Origin of the sequence: Halobacillus litoralis (assembly GCF_004101865.1) — a bacterium.
GTDB classification, from domain to species: domain Bacteria; phylum Bacillota; class Bacilli; order Bacillales; family Halobacillaceae; genus Halobacillus; species Halobacillus litoralis_A.
Genome location: NZ_CP026118.1, coordinates 2,016,587 through 2,034,851, shown reverse-complemented (window position 1 = coordinate 2,034,851; position 18,265 = coordinate 2,016,587). Strand labels below are relative to the sequence as shown.

The 18,265-nt window shown below is 43.6% G+C and carries 16 protein-coding genes; 8 read left to right on the top strand and 8 right to left on the bottom strand.

What is annotated here, in order from left to right; translation table 11 throughout:
- Window positions 1–85 precede the first annotated feature (85 nt).
- Entirely contained in the window at window positions 86–1,498 is a 1,413-nt protein-coding gene (locus tag HLI_RS10140) for an alanine/glycine:cation symporter family protein (protein WP_128524873.1), read from the bottom strand.
- Between the two features lie 147 nt (window positions 1,499–1,645).
- Between HLI_RS10140 and HLI_RS10135 the strand changes: the two genes are divergently transcribed.
- Window positions 1,646–2,242, top strand: coding sequence for a flavin reductase family protein (locus HLI_RS10135; protein WP_128524872.1), 597 nt, complete (start codon window positions 1,646–1,648; stop codon window positions 2,240–2,242).
- 197 nt (window positions 2,243–2,439) lie between these two features.
- On the opposite strand, the gene HLI_RS10130 is transcribed toward HLI_RS10135, so the two are convergent.
- Window positions 2,440–3,240 carry a DUF2935 domain-containing protein gene (locus HLI_RS10130; protein ID WP_128524871.1) on the bottom strand — a complete coding sequence of 267 codons (801 nt, stop codon included), beginning with the start codon at window positions 3,238–3,240 and terminating at the stop codon, window positions 2,440–2,442.
- Between the two features lie 195 nt (window positions 3,241–3,435).
- On the opposite strand from HLI_RS10130, the gene HLI_RS10125 reads away from it, so the two are divergent.
- The 4 genes from HLI_RS10125 to HLI_RS10110 are packed head-to-tail and all read left to right on the top strand — an operon-like array spanning window position 3,436 to window position 7,187.
- Window positions 3,436–3,813: a GntR family transcriptional regulator gene (locus HLI_RS10125; RefSeq protein ID WP_128524870.1), complete on the top strand. Its 378-nt coding sequence runs from the start codon at window positions 3,436–3,438 to the stop codon at window positions 3,811–3,813.
- Window positions 3,806–4,705, top strand: coding sequence for an ABC transporter ATP-binding protein (locus HLI_RS10120; RefSeq protein ID WP_128524869.1), 900 nt, complete (start codon window positions 3,806–3,808; stop codon window positions 4,703–4,705). Before HLI_RS10125 ends, HLI_RS10120 begins: the two co-directional genes overlap by 8 nt.
- The gene (locus tag HLI_RS10115; RefSeq protein WP_128524868.1) at window positions 4,680–6,695 is read left to right on the top strand and encodes a DUF6449 domain-containing protein; all 2,016 of its coding nucleotides are present in this window, start codon (window positions 4,680–4,682) and stop codon (window positions 6,693–6,695) included. Before HLI_RS10120 ends, HLI_RS10115 begins: the two co-directional genes overlap by 26 nt.
- 18 nt (window positions 6,696–6,713) lie before the next feature.
- Window positions 6,714–7,187, top strand: a complete 474-nt coding sequence (locus HLI_RS10110) for an RNA polymerase sigma factor (protein ID WP_128524867.1) — start codon at window positions 6,714–6,716, stop codon at window positions 7,185–7,187.
- A 93-nt stretch (window positions 7,188–7,280) separates the two neighbouring features.
- On the opposite strand, the gene HLI_RS10105 is transcribed toward HLI_RS10110, so the two are convergent.
- From HLI_RS10105 to HLI_RS10080, 6 genes are all read right to left on the bottom strand, one after another.
- Complete coding sequence (locus tag HLI_RS10105; protein ID WP_206659649.1) at window positions 7,281–7,775, bottom strand: PCYCGC motif-containing (lipo)protein; 495 nt, start codon at window positions 7,773–7,775, stop codon at window positions 7,281–7,283.
- Between the two features lie 93 nt (window positions 7,776–7,868).
- On the bottom strand, window positions 7,869–9,503 hold the full coding sequence (locus tag HLI_RS10100) for a thiamine pyrophosphate-binding protein (RefSeq protein ID WP_128524866.1): 1,635 nt from the start codon (window positions 9,501–9,503) through the stop codon (window positions 7,869–7,871).
- Between the two features lies 1 nt (window position 9,504).
- Window positions 9,505–12,321, bottom strand: coding sequence for a bifunctional diguanylate cyclase/phosphodiesterase (locus HLI_RS10095; protein WP_128524865.1), 2,817 nt, complete (start codon window positions 12,319–12,321; stop codon window positions 9,505–9,507).
- A 129-nt stretch (window positions 12,322–12,450) separates the two neighbouring features.
- On the bottom strand, window positions 12,451–13,629 hold the full coding sequence (gene chrA / locus HLI_RS10090; RefSeq protein WP_128524864.1) for a chromate efflux transporter: 1,179 nt from the start codon (window positions 13,627–13,629) through the stop codon (window positions 12,451–12,453).
- Complete coding sequence (locus tag HLI_RS10085) at window positions 13,616–13,945, bottom strand: PadR family transcriptional regulator (RefSeq protein ID WP_128524863.1); 330 nt, start codon at window positions 13,943–13,945, stop codon at window positions 13,616–13,618. Before HLI_RS10085 ends, chrA begins: the two co-directional genes overlap by 14 nt.
- Window positions 13,946–14,057: 112 nt before the next feature.
- A complete protein-coding gene (locus tag HLI_RS10080) occupies window positions 14,058–15,023 on the bottom strand; it encodes an ABC transporter substrate-binding protein (protein WP_241655977.1) in 966 nt (321 codons plus the stop codon).
- Window positions 15,024–15,207: 184 nt separating this feature from the next.
- Here HLI_RS10080 and HLI_RS10075 point away from each other — a divergent pair, with 184 nt between their 5' ends.
- Genes HLI_RS10075 through HLI_RS10065 form a run of 3 tightly spaced genes read left to right on the top strand, consistent with a single transcriptional unit; the run spans window position 15,208 to window position 18,257 of the window.
- Window positions 15,208–16,254, top strand: a complete 1,047-nt coding sequence (locus HLI_RS10075) for a FecCD family ABC transporter permease (protein WP_128524862.1) — start codon at window positions 15,208–15,210, stop codon at window positions 16,252–16,254.
- Window positions 16,254–17,258: a FecCD family ABC transporter permease gene (locus HLI_RS10070; RefSeq protein WP_128524861.1), complete on the top strand. Its 1,005-nt coding sequence runs from the start codon at window positions 16,254–16,256 to the stop codon at window positions 17,256–17,258. Before HLI_RS10075 ends, HLI_RS10070 begins: the two co-directional genes overlap by 1 nt.
- Window positions 17,259–17,273: 15 nt before the next feature.
- Window positions 17,274–18,257, top strand: a complete 984-nt coding sequence (locus HLI_RS10065; RefSeq protein ID WP_128524860.1) for an NAD(P)/FAD-dependent oxidoreductase — start codon at window positions 17,274–17,276, stop codon at window positions 18,255–18,257.
- Window positions 18,258–18,265 lie beyond the last annotated feature (8 nt).

Genomic DNA, 18,265 nt, shown 5'->3' with positions numbered 1-18,265 from the left:
AAAAGAGGGCAGGCACTTGTGTATGAGTGCCTGCCCTCTTTTTCGTAATATATCCAAAGATCAATAGACTCGTCATCAAACTAGGTCAACTTGCATCTTCTTCATCGAACAATTGCACTTTTTGTTTCTTAGTCTTCTTTTTGATGACGCGATTCACATAGTCATCAGTCAATGAAGCGATTTCTTTATGCAAGAACAGTAACGGAATGATGTTTGTGAGCAATACGAAGGCAAGAAGCAAATCCAAGAAATTCCATACGAACTTGAGCCCGCCGATCGATCCGACGAAAACGGCGGCGATATAGACAATCCTCATGACTTTTGCTACTTTCAAACCGTATAGGTATTCTGCTTGTTTTTCACCATAAAACACGAGGATTCCGATCGTCGTTATGACGAAGAACAGTAGAAAGACTGATATGAAACTGCTGCCAAAAGCGTCACCGAATTCAGACCCAATTGCGACGTTGATCATATTGGAAGCATTCTCCCCATCGACCTCTCTCCAAGCGTTTGTGACGAGAACAGTCAAGCCTGAAATGGTACAGATGACAATGGTATCAACAAAAACACTGAAGATTCCCCATAGGGCTTGTCTGGAAGGGTGATCGGTTTTGGCCGCGGCGTGCGCAATCGGGGCGGTACCTAGACCAGCTTCATTGGAATAAAGACCTCTGGCGACACCCCAACGCAGTGCTTGAGCTATTCCTGCCCCAGCAAATCCGCCAGCGGCTGAAATAGGCGTAAAAGCGTGGGTGAAAATCAATCCAAAAACATTTGGAAGTTGATCGATATTTGCAAAAATGACATAAAGACATACAGTGAGGTAAATGAGCACCATGCCAGGGACCATCTTATCGGTTACCTTGGCAATCCGTTTAATTCCTCCGAAGACGACCAAGGCTATAGCTGCACACATCACAGCTCCTGTAACATAAACAGGCCATCCAAATGCACCTTCAGTTTGGGTGGCGATTGAGTTTGCTTGCACCATCGTGCTCGGAATCAACTCAATCATCAGGAAAAATGCGAATGCTGCGGATACCCATTTCCAACCAAGAGCTTTTTTTATGTAATACTGCGGTCCGCCGACCCAGATATTTTTATCATTTTTCTCCCTGTATTTCATGCCGAGCAGAATTTCACTATACTTCGTTGCCATGCCGATAAGGGCAATGATCCACATCCAAAAAAGAGCTCCAGGACCGCCCAGGGAAATGGCGACAGGAACACCGACGATGTTCGTCGCACCAGCTGTAGAAGCTAAGGCAGAAGTGAAAGCTTGAAAGGGGGTAATGGTGCCTTTTTGTTTCGTCTTTTTGAAAATCTGTCCGATGGTTTGGTGAAGGATGTGCCCGAAGAATCGGAATTGAAAAAACTTGATTCTAAATGTAAGGAAGATACCTCCAATGATCAAAATGATGGCGAGAGGATAGGTCCATAAAAAGTCAGATACGTTAGATAGTTCTTCTTTGAAAGTGTTCCATAAACCTTCCAATAGGTAAGCTCCTTTCCACTAACTTAGTTACCCATATATTCCCTTATTACTGATTGTTAAACTATGTATATTGAGCAGTTTTTGTGTAGAAGAAGGTTGGTTCGCGTATCATTCATAGTAAGAATGTCGAGAGGAGGAAGTTCGAAGATGATGATTCATGAAACAGAATTTAGCAAGCATAGTATGAGCAAGTTGATTAAAGGGGCTGTCGTCCCTCGTCCCATTGCATGGGTCTCAACAATTAGTAAGAGCGGAACCCGGAATCTAGCGCCCTTCAGTTTTTTTACGGTCGCATCGATGGATCCCATTACCCTTTGTTTCTCAGTAGGAGGGGATGAACGGGAAAAGGATACACTTGCGAACATCAGAGAAACAGGGCAGTTCGTAATCAATATCGTTTCAGAGTCTTTGGCGAATCAAATGCATGAAAGCAGCAAAGGGCACGCTCCTGAAATCGATGAATTTGAAATGGCAGGAACAGAAGTGGAGGATAGCGTTTATGTTGAGGCACCGCGTGTGAAAGCCTCTCCGGTTCATATGGAGTGTGAGATTGATCGAATCCTGCCACTTGGATCGAATCACCTTGTTTTAGGGAGGGTGATAGGCTATCACCTTCAAGAAGATTTCTATCAAGAAAACGATAAGGTCGATCCACACCAGTTGAAGCCGGTAGGAAGAATGGCGGGGGATTACAGTTATATCCGTGACTTTTACTCACTCCCTAATGAAGATTTACCGAAATGACAGAAAGCCGTGTGGCCCACAATGAGCCCCACGGCTTTTTCATTCCTTTGATGTTCTGCTTATGACGCGAGTGTCTGGGCAATGGAAACTGGACGACTCCTTCCCCGGCGCCCCTAAATTCCTACAAACATCTCGGAATCAAGTCGTCTTACAGATAACTGCACGTTTGTGGAATGACTTTATTATCGGACTATTTTTCATTCGATACGGGGCTGGGTAGGATCGCATTCCGGATATTCGCCGTTCGTGGTTTCTGCCAATTTGTATAAATAGTAACATTCCTCTCGGGCCATGTGGTCCGCCATAAGAGCAGAAAACGTACCAAGGACCGTTTCGCTCAACTCCATCTCTTCCAATTCTTCCAAAAAGGTCTTAAAAATTTTCATCTCTAATTCAACTTCATCATTGAAACGGTTGAGAGCAGGGAAGGAATGCCGATTCGTTCTGAGATACCCTTTCATTTCGACGGCCTTTATGTAGAACTGATCGAAATGTTTCACAAATAAGTGGCTTTTTTCTTTCAGCCTTTTTTCAACTGCATCCAGTTCATCATGAATAGCCCCTGCATGACCGGATGCATCCATCAACCAGAGCATGTGATGATGGAGTTCGTGAAAGAGTGGGGGAAGATCACCTTTTCCTAAGAAGCCCAGCACGACCAGATATTCTTCTAGTTCATTCACCATATGGTTCATGAAGGTTGGACTCAGGTGGATTTTTACCTTACCGAACAAAGACCTTTCAATTAAATCCAGCTTAAACCGGTGGAATTCTCGGGCTTTTTCTCCTACCGATTTGGAAAAGGTGATCATGTCCTGAATGTTTCCCTCTCTTACTTTCTGAAGATTTCGGTCCCACAAGGTTACGTATTCTTTTGCTTTTTTTATCGTTTCTACCTCTGAAGGATAGAGAGAATCACGAATGAATCGCGCATGATCACCTAAAATTTGCAACCAGAAGAGGTGCTCGAATGTCGCTCCATCTTTGTAATGCTTCATCTTTTCATCCCCTCTCGAATTATGAATCATCCTCTCTATAGGTATTCAAAACGGCCTTCATTCATGAACTCGGAAGATTAGTCTATTGGAAAAAAATAAAAAAGGTCTTCTCAAATGCAAAGTACTCCTATATAATACTGTATTAGTAGTAATAATACAGTTAATACAGATGACTACACCTTTGGAGGTGGATGAATGTTTGAGTTGGACATCAGGAGCCGAATGCCAATCTACGAACAATTGGTTGAAAAGCTGAAGCAACTGATCATCAATGATGTCCTGAAGGAAGACGAAAAACTGCCTTCCGTCAGAGAACTGGCCCAACAGTTGACCATTAACCCGAATACGATCCAAAAAGCGTACCGGGAATTAGAATCACTAGGATATATCTATTCATTGAAGGGAAAGGGAAGCTTCGTCCATCCTTCAAGTAAGGTGGATAATCAAGAGGAGTTGAAAAAAGTGAGAGAAGAGTTGAAGAAACTATTTGCAGAAGCCATTTATCTTGGGATGTCTTCAGAAGAGATCGCTGCTCTTCTCCATGAAGTCGAAGGAGGTAAGGTGGATGATTGAGGTGAGTGGTGTTCACAAATCTTTTGATAAGACGGTGATTTTGAAAGATGTTACCTTTACGGTCCAAAAGGGTTCGATCTATGGTTTGCTAGGATCGAACGGAGCGGGGAAAACCACATTGATGCGTATACTGGCAGGAATATTGCAAGAGAATGATGGTCAGGTGCGCGTTTTAGAAGAACCGATATTTGAAAATGAGTCAGTGAAGCAAAAAGTTGTTTTTCTGCCTGACACCCTATACTTTCTTCCGCAATATACAACCAGGCAGATGGCAAATTATTACCGTGAAATGTATGACAACTGGAATGAAGAACGTTATGAGAAATTAAAAGGCGTTTTCCAGTTGGACGAGAAGAAGAAGATTAATCAGTTTTCCAAAGGGATGCAGCGGCAGGTTGCCTTTTGGTTAGCCATGTCAGCGATGCCGGATGTTCTCATTCTGGATGAACCGTTTGACGGGCTGGATGCTGTCATGAGGCAGAAAGTAAGAAGTTTGATCATCCAGGATGTAGCTGATCATGAAATGACGGTCCTGATTTCATCACATAACTTGAGAGAAGTTGAAGACATATGTGATCACGTTGGTATTCTGCATAAAGGAGAGGTTCTTTTGGAAAGGGATTTGGATGACTTGAAAGCTGACGTTCACAAAATTCAAGTCGCATTCAAAGAGGACTCTTTCGATGTGGAAAACAGTGAGTTGGATATCCTTCATCAGGAAAAACGCGGAAGTGTTCATTTATTGATTGTAAGAGGGAAGGAAGGGGATGTTTCAGAAGTGGTGGATAGCTATAGACCGCTTGTCTACGATCGCCTTCCACTGACGTTAGAAGAAATATTCATCTATGAGATGGGAGGTGCCGGCTATGCGTTCGAAAACATCCTCGTTTAATAAAGAAATCATCAAGCAGGATTTCAGGAATGTCGGCTGGGTCGGAATCGTTTACTTCCTTGGCATCTTTTTCTTAGCCCCCTTGCAGCTATTTATGGATTTAAGCCGGATGGAACCACAGTTGACTAATTCCAATAGAGGCTCGTTCGGTGGGATATTCGGTTTTGATATGCAAATTATATTCCTGTTTCTTTTGCCTGTGTTAATGGCAATCTTCATATTCCGCTATTTGCATGTAAGAGGAGCTTCTGATTTTGCCCACAGCTTTCCATTAAAAAGAGGGAATTTATTCAATCACCATATCATTGCTGGTTTGATACTGCTTTTGGTGCCCCTTCTATTGAATTATTTGATCTTACTAATTTCTGCAATAACCATGGACGTATCTGGTTATTATTCAATCATAGATTTAAGCTATTGGTTGTGGTTGATGAGCTTTATCACCATTCTCATTTTCATGTCCAGTGTATTCATTGGTACGTTAACTGGATTGTCAGCCGTACAGGGCCTCCTGACATATATATTTCTGCTGTTCCCGGCAGGTATCTATGTACTGGTTGCTTTCCATATCAGTTCTTATATCAATGGCTTTTCTGGTGATGTTGTGCTGAATCGTTTCCTTGAGAAATATTCTCCGCTTATTAATGTAGTGGAATATCCACGCGGAGGGGAGCTTGGCCAATACATCGAGGCTCCTGTTGAGCCGACTACTTTGATTATTTATGGAATAGTAGCTGGAGTTTTATATGCCGCTTCTTTCGTTTTATATAATAAACGACCACTGGAAGCAGCATCAAAGGCGATTGCGGTTACTGCTTTACAACCTTTCTTCAAATATGGTGTAACCTTTTGCTTCGCTTTATTTTGGGGCATGTATTTCGGAAGTACCCAGCATTCTCATGATTGGATGATTGCAGGATATGTTATTGGAGGTGCCTTCGGTTACTTGATCGCTGTCATGCTATTGGAAAAAACATGGCGTGTATTCAATTGGAGACACTTGAAGGGTTGGATCGTCTATGGTCTGGGTGCAGGCATTTTAATTGCGATTCTACCATTATTCTGGCAAAACTATGAAGCTTACATTCCAGCGCAAAGTGAAATTAAACAAGTCTATGTAGGAAATGGTTATTATCAGTATGAATCGGGAGAAGAGAGTGGAGGGGAAGACCTTTCATTCATTACTTCCTCCGAAGCTATTGATGCGGTACGCAGCTTACATGGCGAGTTGATTGAAAACTCATCTTCGCTTGATTCTAACGGGGCTTCTTTTTTCATTGCCTATCAATTAGACAATGGCAAAGAAGTGCTGCGAAGGTATCAAGTGGATCGGGAAAAGGTTACGGAATCTCTTAAAAAGGTTTATGAAATGGATGAATACAAAAACATTCGCTACCAAACAATGAATCTGGATCCGGCAAAGATCCAAAAGGTGATGATGCACCCGAGAATAAATCATGGCCAGGAGCAAACGGTGCTGGATTCAGAAAAAATCAGTTCTTTTATAGAAGTATTGAAAGCAGATTTGTATAACCTTTCCTATGACCAAATGGTGGCACCGAGAGGACTGGATACAAATGTTGCATTCATGGTAGAAGGTCACGAAGCGAATGAAGGATATCCAAGCATTTCGATCTATCCAAGCTATACACGTACAATGGATTGGTTGAAAAGTGAAGGGCTTTATGAAGATCTCATGGTGCATGCGGATGATGTAGAAGTTGCAGAAGTTTATCCTTGGCAAATGGGTATACAGTACCGCCATAATGGTGCACATTTTGCTTATAACCAATTGAAGGGTGAAGGAGTAGAGCCTCTTACTGTAACAGATAGTACTAAGGTGGAAGAACTCTTGAAGGGTAGAGATGGCCAACAGGAAGGCGAATATATTATCGCCCTTTTCTTCGATGAAAATAATCCTGACAATTACCAAATCTTGAGTATCGATGCAGGAGAAGCCCCTGATTTTATCAAGGAACATTTCGAATAAAGGGAAAGAGGATGAGTCATGGACTTTTGTAATATGTACGAACAGTATTATCAACGTGTTTATTACACAGCTTTGAAGGTGACCAAGAACCATTGCTCTGCTGAAGACATTCTGCAGGAAACATTCATCAAAGCCTATGACAAGCTTGATGAAGTGCAGGAGGTGGGGAAGGTCGGGGCGTGGTTGTCTACGATTGCTCACCGGAAAGCGATCGACTTATTGAGGAAAGAGAAGAAGATGGTGATTCTGCCTATAGAGGAGCTTCCGCTTCCTGTGCCAAAAGGGGACGATATGTCTTCAGACGTAGAACAGATTTGTGAGTATCATCACTTACAAGAAAACGTCAAAAAGCGAATCATTACTTTAACTCCCAAACTCCGAGCTGTCTTTCAATTGAGCTACATTAGAGAGATGCAGGAAAAAGAAATTGCCCTGGAACTGAATATTTCCCCTCCGCTGTTAAATCAAGACTTCACCGTGCCAGGCAGGTAATGAAGGGGAAATTCAATAAAGAAATGATGCACTATTATACAGCGTAATAAAAAAGCAGGACTCTCAGATGATGAGTCCTGCTTTTCTATGGGTTTATAGAGCTGGAGTGGGAGTAGGTTCACCATAGCCATTTTCATAAGATGAATCGATATCACTGCGAATCTGCTCTATGGATTTTCCTTCTTGATAATCAATGATGGATTGGGCAGCAATTTCCAGGCATACGCCACATTTCGTTCCATGATCATCCCATACGATGCTTCCATCTTTTTTGTTCTCGTGGACAAAGCAATCATAGTTATCGCGGTGGCCCACGCTCTCTCCGCACCCACAGTAACAAGGGATATTTTCTAACAAGTCTTTATTTTGGGCTACAGCCTTATAAAGTGTCTGCATTTCTTCCGGTTTTTCTTCCATGAAAGCTGGTAATGTGTCTTGAGAAGCCGTCTCTTCCCGTATATCGCCATGTACGTGTTCAGTTTGGGATTCTTCGCTGTCCTGTTGGCCTCCTTCTTCCTGAGGAGAGGAGCAGCCCGCCAAGACGCTGCCAAGAACGAGACTGATGATAAGCAGCCAACTTATTTTCATAATAAAACACCCTTTATGATTTAATAGTTCTATCATAAAGAGGGGGTGAAAAAGAATCAATCTTTTTAAGGAAGTTTAAACAATTAGTCACATTTACTTTCCGAATGAAGATAAAAATTTGACTCGATCGCCCATAGGCGGGATGTTCTCATCAACGAGGGCAACTTCCAGGACAGCTGGACCGGCAGAAGTAAGCACAGCGGAAAGGTTTTCATCGTTGATGTCTTCAAGGGAATTTATACGCACATTAGGCACCCCTAGTGTTGCTGCCATTTGTGAAATGTCGACACTTTCTTGAGCGAAGCGTTCATGAGCACGGTCATATTGGAGAGAATGGCCATGATGGACCATTCCAAGACGGGCGTTATTCATGACGACAAACAGTACAGGAATATCATATTCTTTTGCAGTCAGAAGTTCCATACCGTGCATGAAAAAGCAGCCATCCCCCGTTATGCTGACAGTTGGACGTTCAGGATCGGCGAGTTTGGCGCCGATGCTGCTGGCGATTCCGCTTCCCATTGCTCCGAAGTGGACGTTGATATCAAAAGAGTCAGATGTTTGGACAGCCATATGGTTAATAACATAAGCCATGAACTCCCCGATATCAATGGTGAATCTTGTTTCTTTCGGGAGGTTCTCCTGAAGAGCGAGCAGCACGTTGTGGGTGTTGTACTCTTCTGTTAATACCTGCGTAATACGTTCGAGAGAAGGGAGGGACAGCCGGTTTAGTCCCATGCTGTTCAAACTTTTGATCAAACAGGGGATCGTAACATTCATATCTCCATGTACAGCAAGGTCTACAGGGTATTTACGATTGAAAACGGCGGCATCATAATCGACCTGGATGACTTCTTTATTTTTCGTAATATTCGGGTTCCAGTTGTTGGTGGCTGTTTCACCAAGACTGGAACCCAGGATGAGCACAGTTTCTGCTTCTTCCTCATTAATTAATGCAGAGGCTGTTTCATGTCCAGCAAAGCCGAAGACCCCTCGTAGTAATGGATGTGTATCAGGAATGAAGCCTTTTGCCTGTGGTGTGGTTACGATTGGCCAGTTCAACATTTCCGCTAATTCAAGGACACTTTCTACGGACCCTCTTGTACCTTGCCCGACAAAAATATATCCGCTTTCTGAACGGGCAAGCTTTTCCGCTGCTTCCAATATGTCTTCCTCATTCGGAATCAAGGGGGCACGTTCAGGGAACGTGGGGAATGGAGGTGCTGAAATGTCTTGGAGCTGGACGTCGATCGGCATAGCAATATGGACTGGACCGGGTACTCCAGTCAGGGCAATTTCAACAGCTTTATGGACCTCAGTAAGTAAATCTTCTGCGTGGTCGACCCTCTGGCTATATTTGGTGACAGATTGATAGAGTGGGTCTGCATGCAATTCTTGAGAGGCGTTCAAGCCGACTGTATTTACCGGCACAGATCCCGTTAAGAACAGCACAGGAAGGTGTTCACGCATGGCGTTAGCGGCTCCTGTTATTAAGTTCGTGGCCCCTGGACCGCTACTTCCAATACAAACCCCCAGCGAATTTGAGTATTTAGCATAGGAAGCAGCCATATAAGAAGCCGCACCTTCGTGTTTGCAGATGACTGGCGTGATGGATGGTGTATCATAGAGTTCATCGAAGAAAGCATTCACAGACCCGGCAGGAATCCCAAAAATATAGGACACATCCCCGGAAACAAGATAGTCCAACACAGCTCGAACAGATTTCATTTTAATAGCCCCTTTGAGTGAATTTTTTTAAAAAATGATGTTCAAATGCCTTGGACTGAAGTGGCCGGCTATAATAAAAGCCTTGGATCCAATGACAACCATGATCAGCGAGAAACTTCGCTTGTTCTTCTTCCTCCACTCCTTCTGCGATCACATTCAAGTGTAAGCTATCCGCTAAGGTGATGATCGTCTTTGTAATAGCCGCGTTGTTGGAATTGGTCGTGATGTCATCGATGAAAGATTTATCGATCTTAAGCGTATCTACAGGGAAGTCTTTTAAATACCCTAAAGAAGAATACCCAGTCCCGAAATCATCTATGGAAATCTGGACGCCCAATTCCTTCAACTCCCCGATTGTTTTCAATGTTTGTTCAGTGTTATGGATGATCAGGTTCTCAGTCAGTTCCAATTCCAGAAGAAAAGGAGGCAGACCGGTTTCTATTAATATTTCTTTGACCATTGGCACAAGGTTCTTTTGACTAAACTGATGTGGAGATAAATTAGCGGAGATGACCAAGTTCTTATGCCCATCCTCATACCATTTCTTCATTTGTAAGCATGCTTTGCGGATGACCCATTCACCGAGTGGGATGATCAATCCGGTTTCTTCAGCCAAAGGGATGAAATGAGCGGGGGAAAGTGTCCCAAGCTGAGGATGATTCCAGCGAATCAAAGATTCCATACCAATCAATTCATTGGTTCGGACATTAAATTTTGGCTGGTAATAAAGTTCGAATTCCCAGTCGTGCTGCAAAGCTTTAAAAAGATCATTTTCCAGCTGTATTTGCTCTACCGCTCTATTTTCAATGTCAGGGAAAAAGAGTTGAAACTGGTTACCTGACATTTCTTTGGCTTTGTACATGGCCACATCTGCATGCTTGATCAATGTTTCGGCACTTTCTCCATTTTCAGGGTATAAGCTGATTCCGATAGATGTTTTAATCGCGACTTCTTGATTCATTACTGTAAAAGGCTCATCAAAAGTGTGCAAAATACGCTGCGCGCAGTTCACGGCATGCTCTTTACGCTGAATAGTAGGAAGAAGGATGATGAATTCATCGCCTCCTTGCCTGGATACAGTCGCCTCTTTCGGAATGGCTTGTTGCAAGCGTTCAGCGACCATCTTTAATACTTTATCTCCGAAGCTATGGCCGAATGTATCATTGATTTTTTTAAAACGGTCAAGGTCCAGGAACATAATCGCGACAGGCTTTTGATTCAGTTCTGCATACCTCAACGCTTGGTTTAGACGATCCTGGAATAAAACACGGTTCGGAATGTTAGTGACACTGTCGTAATAGGCGTGGTATTTAATCTTTTCCTCCATTTGCTTACGCGAAGTCACATCCTTGAATGTAACCACATAACCGACGGTGAAGTTATCTTCTTTTTGAGGGGTAATGACATATTCCACCGGGAAGGAGCCCCCCTCTTTGGTGGAGAAGAAATGGTCACTACCATCAAAATGCTGCACGTGTTCAAAGGATTTAATAAACGTATCCTCATCTGTAACCAGGTCCTCCCAGTTGAAAATTTGCTTGTAGGAGCAGCCGATGATTTCTTTTTCATTATCATAGCCAAGCAAGCCGGTAGCCGAAGGGTTGGCGAAAGTGATTTCTCCATCCAGGTCGATTCCGAAAATACCTTCACCTGCAGAATTCAAGATGAGTGCCTTTTCACGACTGAGTTGTTTAAGGTCAGCGATCGCATTCTCAAGTTCTGTATTTTTATGAGTGATTTCTGAAGTGCGTTCTTGGATGATCATTTCTTGTTTCTCCATATAAAGAAGGTTGAAAAGGACAGGGGCCGTCGTATCTACGATGGACTCAGCAAGCTGACGACTTGAATCGGGGTAGACATGATCGGTATTATTCAGGTTGACGATCGCCACAGCGCCAAGAACCTTGCCGATAGACACGAGAGGGATCATGTATAGTCCCTGGATACCAAAATCTTTACAAATCTCGTGATTCGGTCGGGGATCCTTATACACATCAGGGATCATAATCGATTGTTTCGTTTCAATGACTTCCTGGAAAACAAGGTCTTCTTCATATTTGAATTTTACACGCTGGTGTGTCTCTTTCCATTCCTCTTCTGACCAGCCGCTTTCCTTACTGAGACTGGCGGGTGTGAGGTTGTGTGTCAAAACAGGGTCGATGAAGTGGGCGCCGATGTCAGGATTGTCGAGGACTTTTCCTAAATAGTAAAAACATTTGTCCAGGGCTTCCTGGAGAGAAGAGCAGAGAGACAAATCACGTGTGACATTCAGTAATAATTGCTTTTCGGAAATCAACTTTTCCTTCCTCGTAAGGTTGTTCGCGTTTCTTATCGCCACTGCAGCCATATTTACATAAGCTTTGACAGACTCTATTTCAGAGGTGGTCAAATTCATGGGAGCCCCATAATCAAATAAAAATACAAGCCCATATAGCTCGTCCCCATAAGAAATAGGTGCGACCAGCAGGGAATTTATTTTGAATGCTTGAACAGCTCTTTGGTCAGGCCGGTCATCTTTGGATGTATCCGGAATGTAAATCGCTTTTCCTGTTTCGATGACTTCTTTAGCTAAAAGATCGAATTGAGGATTGACGATGTGCATGTCGAGGGACATTCCATTAATGAGGGCGGGTTTACCAACATACCCTTGATACGTGCCATCTTCACGGGGCAAATAAATGCCCACGGAGTCACATCTCACGATTTCTTCTGATATGGCTGTTACGACGTGTTCTAATACTTCGCGTAAATCAAGCTTTGTGTTGATCAGCTTTGTTATTTGCGCGAGACGAGAATATCTGGTTTGTTCTTCAGCCATTGTAAAACCCCCACAGATGTCATATTTTGATAGTGTTCGACTATTATTATGAACTTCCTGCAAAAGAACTGAATTTTTTATTATAAAAAATGAAATATGGAACAAAAGAATCACTTTTGTTCCATATTTCTACATGATATTAAGAAGTGAACCTGCTGCCACACCAACCAATACGGTGGCCCATGCAGGGATTTTGAAAAAATGTAAAAGTGCGAAGAGGACAGCAGCGAGTGCGAAATCTGCTGGTTCCAAAATCGAGCTCGTTATGACAGGGTCGTAGAAAGCAGCAAGCAGGATACCGACGACACTGGCATTTACGCCTGTAAGCACACCTTGAAAAGCCGGACGCTTTCTCAGTTCATTTAAGAAAGGTAAAGCCGCTATCAAAAATAAAAAGGAGGGTAGGAAAATTCCAGCGGTGGCGACCACTGCACCGGCAAACCCTTCAATCATCGTCCCTAGATAACTGGAAAATGTGAATAAAGGTCCTGGTACCGCTTGGGCCATTCCGTATCCACCAAGAAATTCGTTAGCCGTCAGCCACCCTGTAGGTACGACTTCACGTTCAAGCATTGGCAAAACGACATGTCCACCTCCGAATACGAGGGAACCAACACGGAAGAAGGTGTCAAATAACTGAATAAGGATGTTGTCCGTGTTTTTTGCGATCAACGGAAGCACAATAAGTAACGTAACCAATATACTGAGTGACGCGAGACCGGACTTTTTTGAAAACGTTACCGGGAAGGGGTGGATTTTCGATTCTGCTTGGCTGGAAAACATCTTCCATCCAAACAACCCGCACGCGAATATGATTAAGATTTGCATCCATGCAGAGGGGTAAAGTAATAATATCAATGCAGAGACCATGGCGATGGCAATCCGCGGTTTGTCAGGAGTCAACTTCTTTCCTAAACCAATCAATGCGTGAAGGACGACAGCTGCTGCGACAACCTTCAAGCTATGGATGAAAGTTGCATCACCGAGATCGTATGACTGATACAACAACGCGAATATCACTAAAACGAGGATGGATGGGACCGTAAAGCCGATCCAGGAAACGATTCCCCCTAATAAACCTCCACGCAACATACCGATGGCGATTCCCACTTGGCTGCTGGCAGGGCCGGGGAGAAACTGGCATAGAGCGATGATGTCTGCATACATTTTGTCGTCGAGCCATTTCTTGCGATCGATGTATTCTTCTTTGAAATAAGCCAGGTGGGCAACAGGGCCACCGAAAGAGGTGAATCCGAGTTTAGTAGAGGCTTTGAAAATTTCTAATAAAGAACCTTCAGGTTTGCTCATGATCGATATTCCTCCAATCTTTTCCGAGAACTTCTTCTGCCAATTCACGGACTTGGTGTTTTCCTTCTTTTAGTACCTGTTTTCCTTTGGGGGTGATGGTGTAGTATTTTCGTACTTTACCATCAACGTTTTCTTCGAATTTCTCAAGGAGTCCAGTAGAGTGCAGCTGTCTTAACGTGGGATATAATGTGCCGGGACTGATATCATAGCCGTGAGAAGCCAATTCCTCTATTAAATAGGCACCATAAATAGGCTCTACACTTGCATGATAAAGGATGTGTATTTTGATAGAACCTAAGAAGAAATCTCTTAACATGAATGTCCACCTCCATTATCGAACTTCGATATCAATATACGATATCGATGAAAAAAATACAATAAGAAACGCGCAGACTTTACAAAAGTCTGCGCGTTTCTTTACAAATCAACTATTTTGTTAGTGTTTCGACTACTTTATCGATGGTCATTCCGTGGGCGATGACTCCATCGATTGTCCAGTGGCTCGGTTCATTCATCACATATACTTGATCATTTTGAGCAGCTTTTGTATTTTGCCATACAGAACTGTTTTTCAAAATTTCAAGGCCGGGTTCTCCTTCGAGTCCGATTAAGAAAACATGGTCAGCATCCATTTGTCCAAGTTTCTCCAAGGCAATAGGGTTCCACTGTTCTTCGGGTTCTGGCAGATTATGAATGAATTCAGGTTGGGTGACGTCCATTTCATTATATAAGATTTCTGCTCCATAGCGCGTATTGTCAAAAACGTAGAATTGTTCGCCAGTTGTCCAGATGAAAGCAACCGATTCATCACCAATGCTTTCTTTTAAACTGGATTGAGCAGTTTTTACTTTTTCATCAAAATCAGAAAGAACTTGTTCGGCTTCCTCCTGTTTGTTCAAAATCTCACCCATTTGCGTCAATTGCTCACGCCAATCTGCACTTGTCCCCTCTTCATACACATAAGTAGGAGCAATGCTTTGATAATCTTCATAACTTCCATTTTGTAAAGAGGATGGGGCACTGAAGATGATCAGTTCGGGGTTCTGTTCTATCGTTTGTTCTATGGGTAAATCCCAGCCGATTTTCGGTACACCTTCAAGCTGGGGCTGTAAATAGTCAAGAACTGTATCGCCAATGGACCATTGAGCGACAGGCTGCTCTCCTAAGGCGATTAACGAATCTTCTAAGTATGGAGCTAAAATGCGATCAGGTTCAGCAGGAATGGTCACTTCACCCATGGCGTGCTCTAAAGTGCGTTCGCTCGATCCTTCCGTATTTTCACCTGCGCTATCTTCGCTATCTTCACTATTTTCAGAACCACTACTATTACAAGCGGTGGCCAGTGTAAGTATAAATATAAGGCTGATCATAACAAAAAAACGCTGTTTTAACACTTAAGTATCCCCCTAGAAAATGATGTTTGTACGATAATGATAATCATTTTCAATAGTAGTGTCAATAGCTTTCAAGATTTAAAATCTTGAATCATGAAGAATATATAGATATACTGATGTAGTGATAATGATTCTCATTTTATATGATTACATAGATAAAAGAATCAAGAGAGGGTAGCTGACTGTGAGTGAACATGCAAACCATTCCGAAAAACAACAACTAGAAGGCTTAACGAGCCGTTATTTGCGAGCGACGATCATTTTTATCATAGCCAGTTTCTTAGTGGTCTTTTTATTAGGGGTATCCATCTCTGTAGGGGTGACGGATATTCAATTACAAACGGTTTGGGAAGCGGTTTTCGCTTTTGATTCCAGCCTGACGAACCACCAGGTGATTTGGGAACTGCGTCTGCCCCGAGCATTGGGGGCTGCTCTTGTCGGTGCTTTCCTTGCTGTGTCAGGAGCGGTAATGCAAGGGTTGACCCGTAATCCACTTGCTTCCCCTTCAATCATGGGGGTGACACATGGAGCGGCCTTCGCTTTGATTGTGGCCATTGTCTTCTTTCCGACCATCAGCAATTCCGGTATGACAATTTCTGCATTTATCGGTGCGGGGCTAGGTGTCATTCTTGTTTTTGCGGTCGGTTCATTTTCTAAAGGTGGTTTGACCCCCGTGAAATTAGCGCTTGCCGGAGTAGCGGTAGGCGGGATGCTCAGTTCTCTGTCATCTGCCATATCCCTGCACTTTCAAGTGGCGAAACAAATGAGCTTTTGGTATGCAGGAGGGTTGGCAGCGACCGATTGGGTTTCTGTGAAAATCTTATTGATTGCAGGAGCTGTTGGTTTGACCCTTGCTTTCATCATCTCGCGTGCTGTTACGATTCTCAGTTTAGGAGAGGACGTCTCTAAGGGGCTCGGGCAAAATACCTTAGTCGCTAAGTCTCTGGGCATTATTGTTGTATTTGTTTTGACGGGTGCAGCTGTCTCTGTGGCAGGTACGGTAGGGTTTATAGGTCTGGTCATTCCCCATGTAACCAGATTCTTCGTTGGAACGGATTACCGTTTGATCATCCCTGTATCCGCAGTGTTCGGGAGTTTGTTGCTCGTTATCTCTGATATAGGAGCACGGTTAGTGAATGCGCCTTATGAAACGCCGGTAGGAGCGATCACGGCATGTATTGGGGTTCCTTTTTTCCTTTATCTAGCTCGTGGTGAAGGGAGGGGGATATGATGAATCAAAAAAGATTGCCTATTGTACTCGGAGCTTTAACCATCCTTCTTGTTACCGTGTTCATCTTGAGTCTGAATATGGGTGTCGTAAAGATTGCCCCGCTTGATGTACTGCGGACACTTTTTGGTCAAGGCACGGAAAAGCAAAATCTGGTTCTGTTTGATTTCCGTCTCCCAGGAATGATCATCGCTCTAGTGATCGGCGCAGGTCTGGGTGTTTCCGGAGCCATCCTTCAAGGTGTAGCACAAAATGATCTGGCTGACCCTGGAATCCTGGGCATTAATACTGGTGCAGGGTTTGCAGTTATTTTGTATATTTTCTTTTTCCAGGAGTCGATGGCGAGGGTCACAGGCTTCGGACTTTATATTCTCCCTGTTTTCGCACTGCTCGGCGCGTTCGTAGCTGCCATTCTCGTTTATGTGCTAGCTTGGAAAAAAGGTGTCAATCCCGTTCGGTTGATTTTAGTGGGGATCGGTATCAATGCAGGTTTCAGTGCTGCCTTGATTATCTTTCAGGTCAAAATGAACCCCCAGGATTTTAATCAAGCTCTCGTTTGGCTGGCCGGGGACATCTGGATGAGTAACTGGAATCTTGTGTTCGCCGTGGTCCCGATCATTATTCTGATGATTCTTTATACCATTTATAAATCATCCACACTGAATATTTTGAATCTCGGCGATCAGATGTCGATCGGACTTGGTGCTGCTGTTGAAAAGGAGCGGCGAACGCTCTTGCTATTAGCTGTCGGTTTGGCTGGTTTATGTGTAGCTGCAGGTGGCGGCATTGCTTTTCTTGGGCTGGTCGCCCCTCACATCGCGAGGAGGTTGATTGGACCGCGACATGAGCAGATGCTCCCTGTCGCAGCTTTGACTGGCGCTTTGTTTTTATTGGCAGCAGATACGATCGGGAAGAATATCATTGCACCTGCTGAGATCCCTGTAGGAATTGTTGTCTCCATCGTCAGTACGCCATATTTCATCTACTTACTAATGAAAACCCAATAGAAGGGGAGGACGAATATGAAGGATATGTATGATGTGACCATCATTGGTGGGGGAACGACAGGTTTGTACTCTGCCTTTTATAGTGGAATGAGAGATTTGAAAACAAAGGTCATCGAGTATCAGCCGGACTTTGGTGGGAAGGTCTCCTTTTTCTACCCTGAGAAAAAGATTTATGATGTCGGCGGGTTCCCTGGGGTCTCAGGGGAGGACTTGGTTGCTAATGTTGAAGAACAAGCATTGAGCGTCCAGCCGAAATTGGTGACAGGTAAAAAGATCAAGTCCATAGAAAAACTGGATGATGGTTCGTTTGTTTTGACTGCTGATGATGGTGAAGCTCATTTTTCGAAGACGGTTCTCATTGCCTCGGGATTGGGAACGTTTGAAATGGAACCAATACAAGTATTGGGGCGTGAGCATTATGATGGGAAGCAGATTCACTACACAATTCGGAACTTGAAGCAGTACACCGGAAAAAAAGTTGCCGTCATTTCACAAAACCGTGTTGGGATCGACTGGTCTCTAGCTTTGGAAAAAGTCGCAGAAGAAGTCCATGTCATAAACAGGGGGAAGGAGTTCAAAGCTGTATATGAACAGGATTTGGATAAATTGGAAGCATCTTCTGTCCATATTCATAAAAACAAGGCGGTTGAGGAACTCGTCGGAGATGGGGTCACACTTACCGGCGTTGTCTTACAGGATGGAATGGAATTGGAAGTTGATCACATTCTTGTTTATGAAGGCTTGAATATTGAGAAAAGCTTGTATGACCAGTGGGGGTTGGAGACAGAAAAAGGCAGGATTCCCGTTGCAACAGACATGTGCTCGAACATTGATGGAATGTTTGTCGCGGGGGATGCAGCCATTTACCCTAGTAAAACGATGTTGATCGCTTCGGGATTCAATGAGGCGATGGCAGCGGTCAATAGTGCAGCTGTGTTTCTTGATCCGAAAGCGAAAGGCCAAGTGTACAGCACAGTAATTTATAAACATCTTGATTAATGATAGAA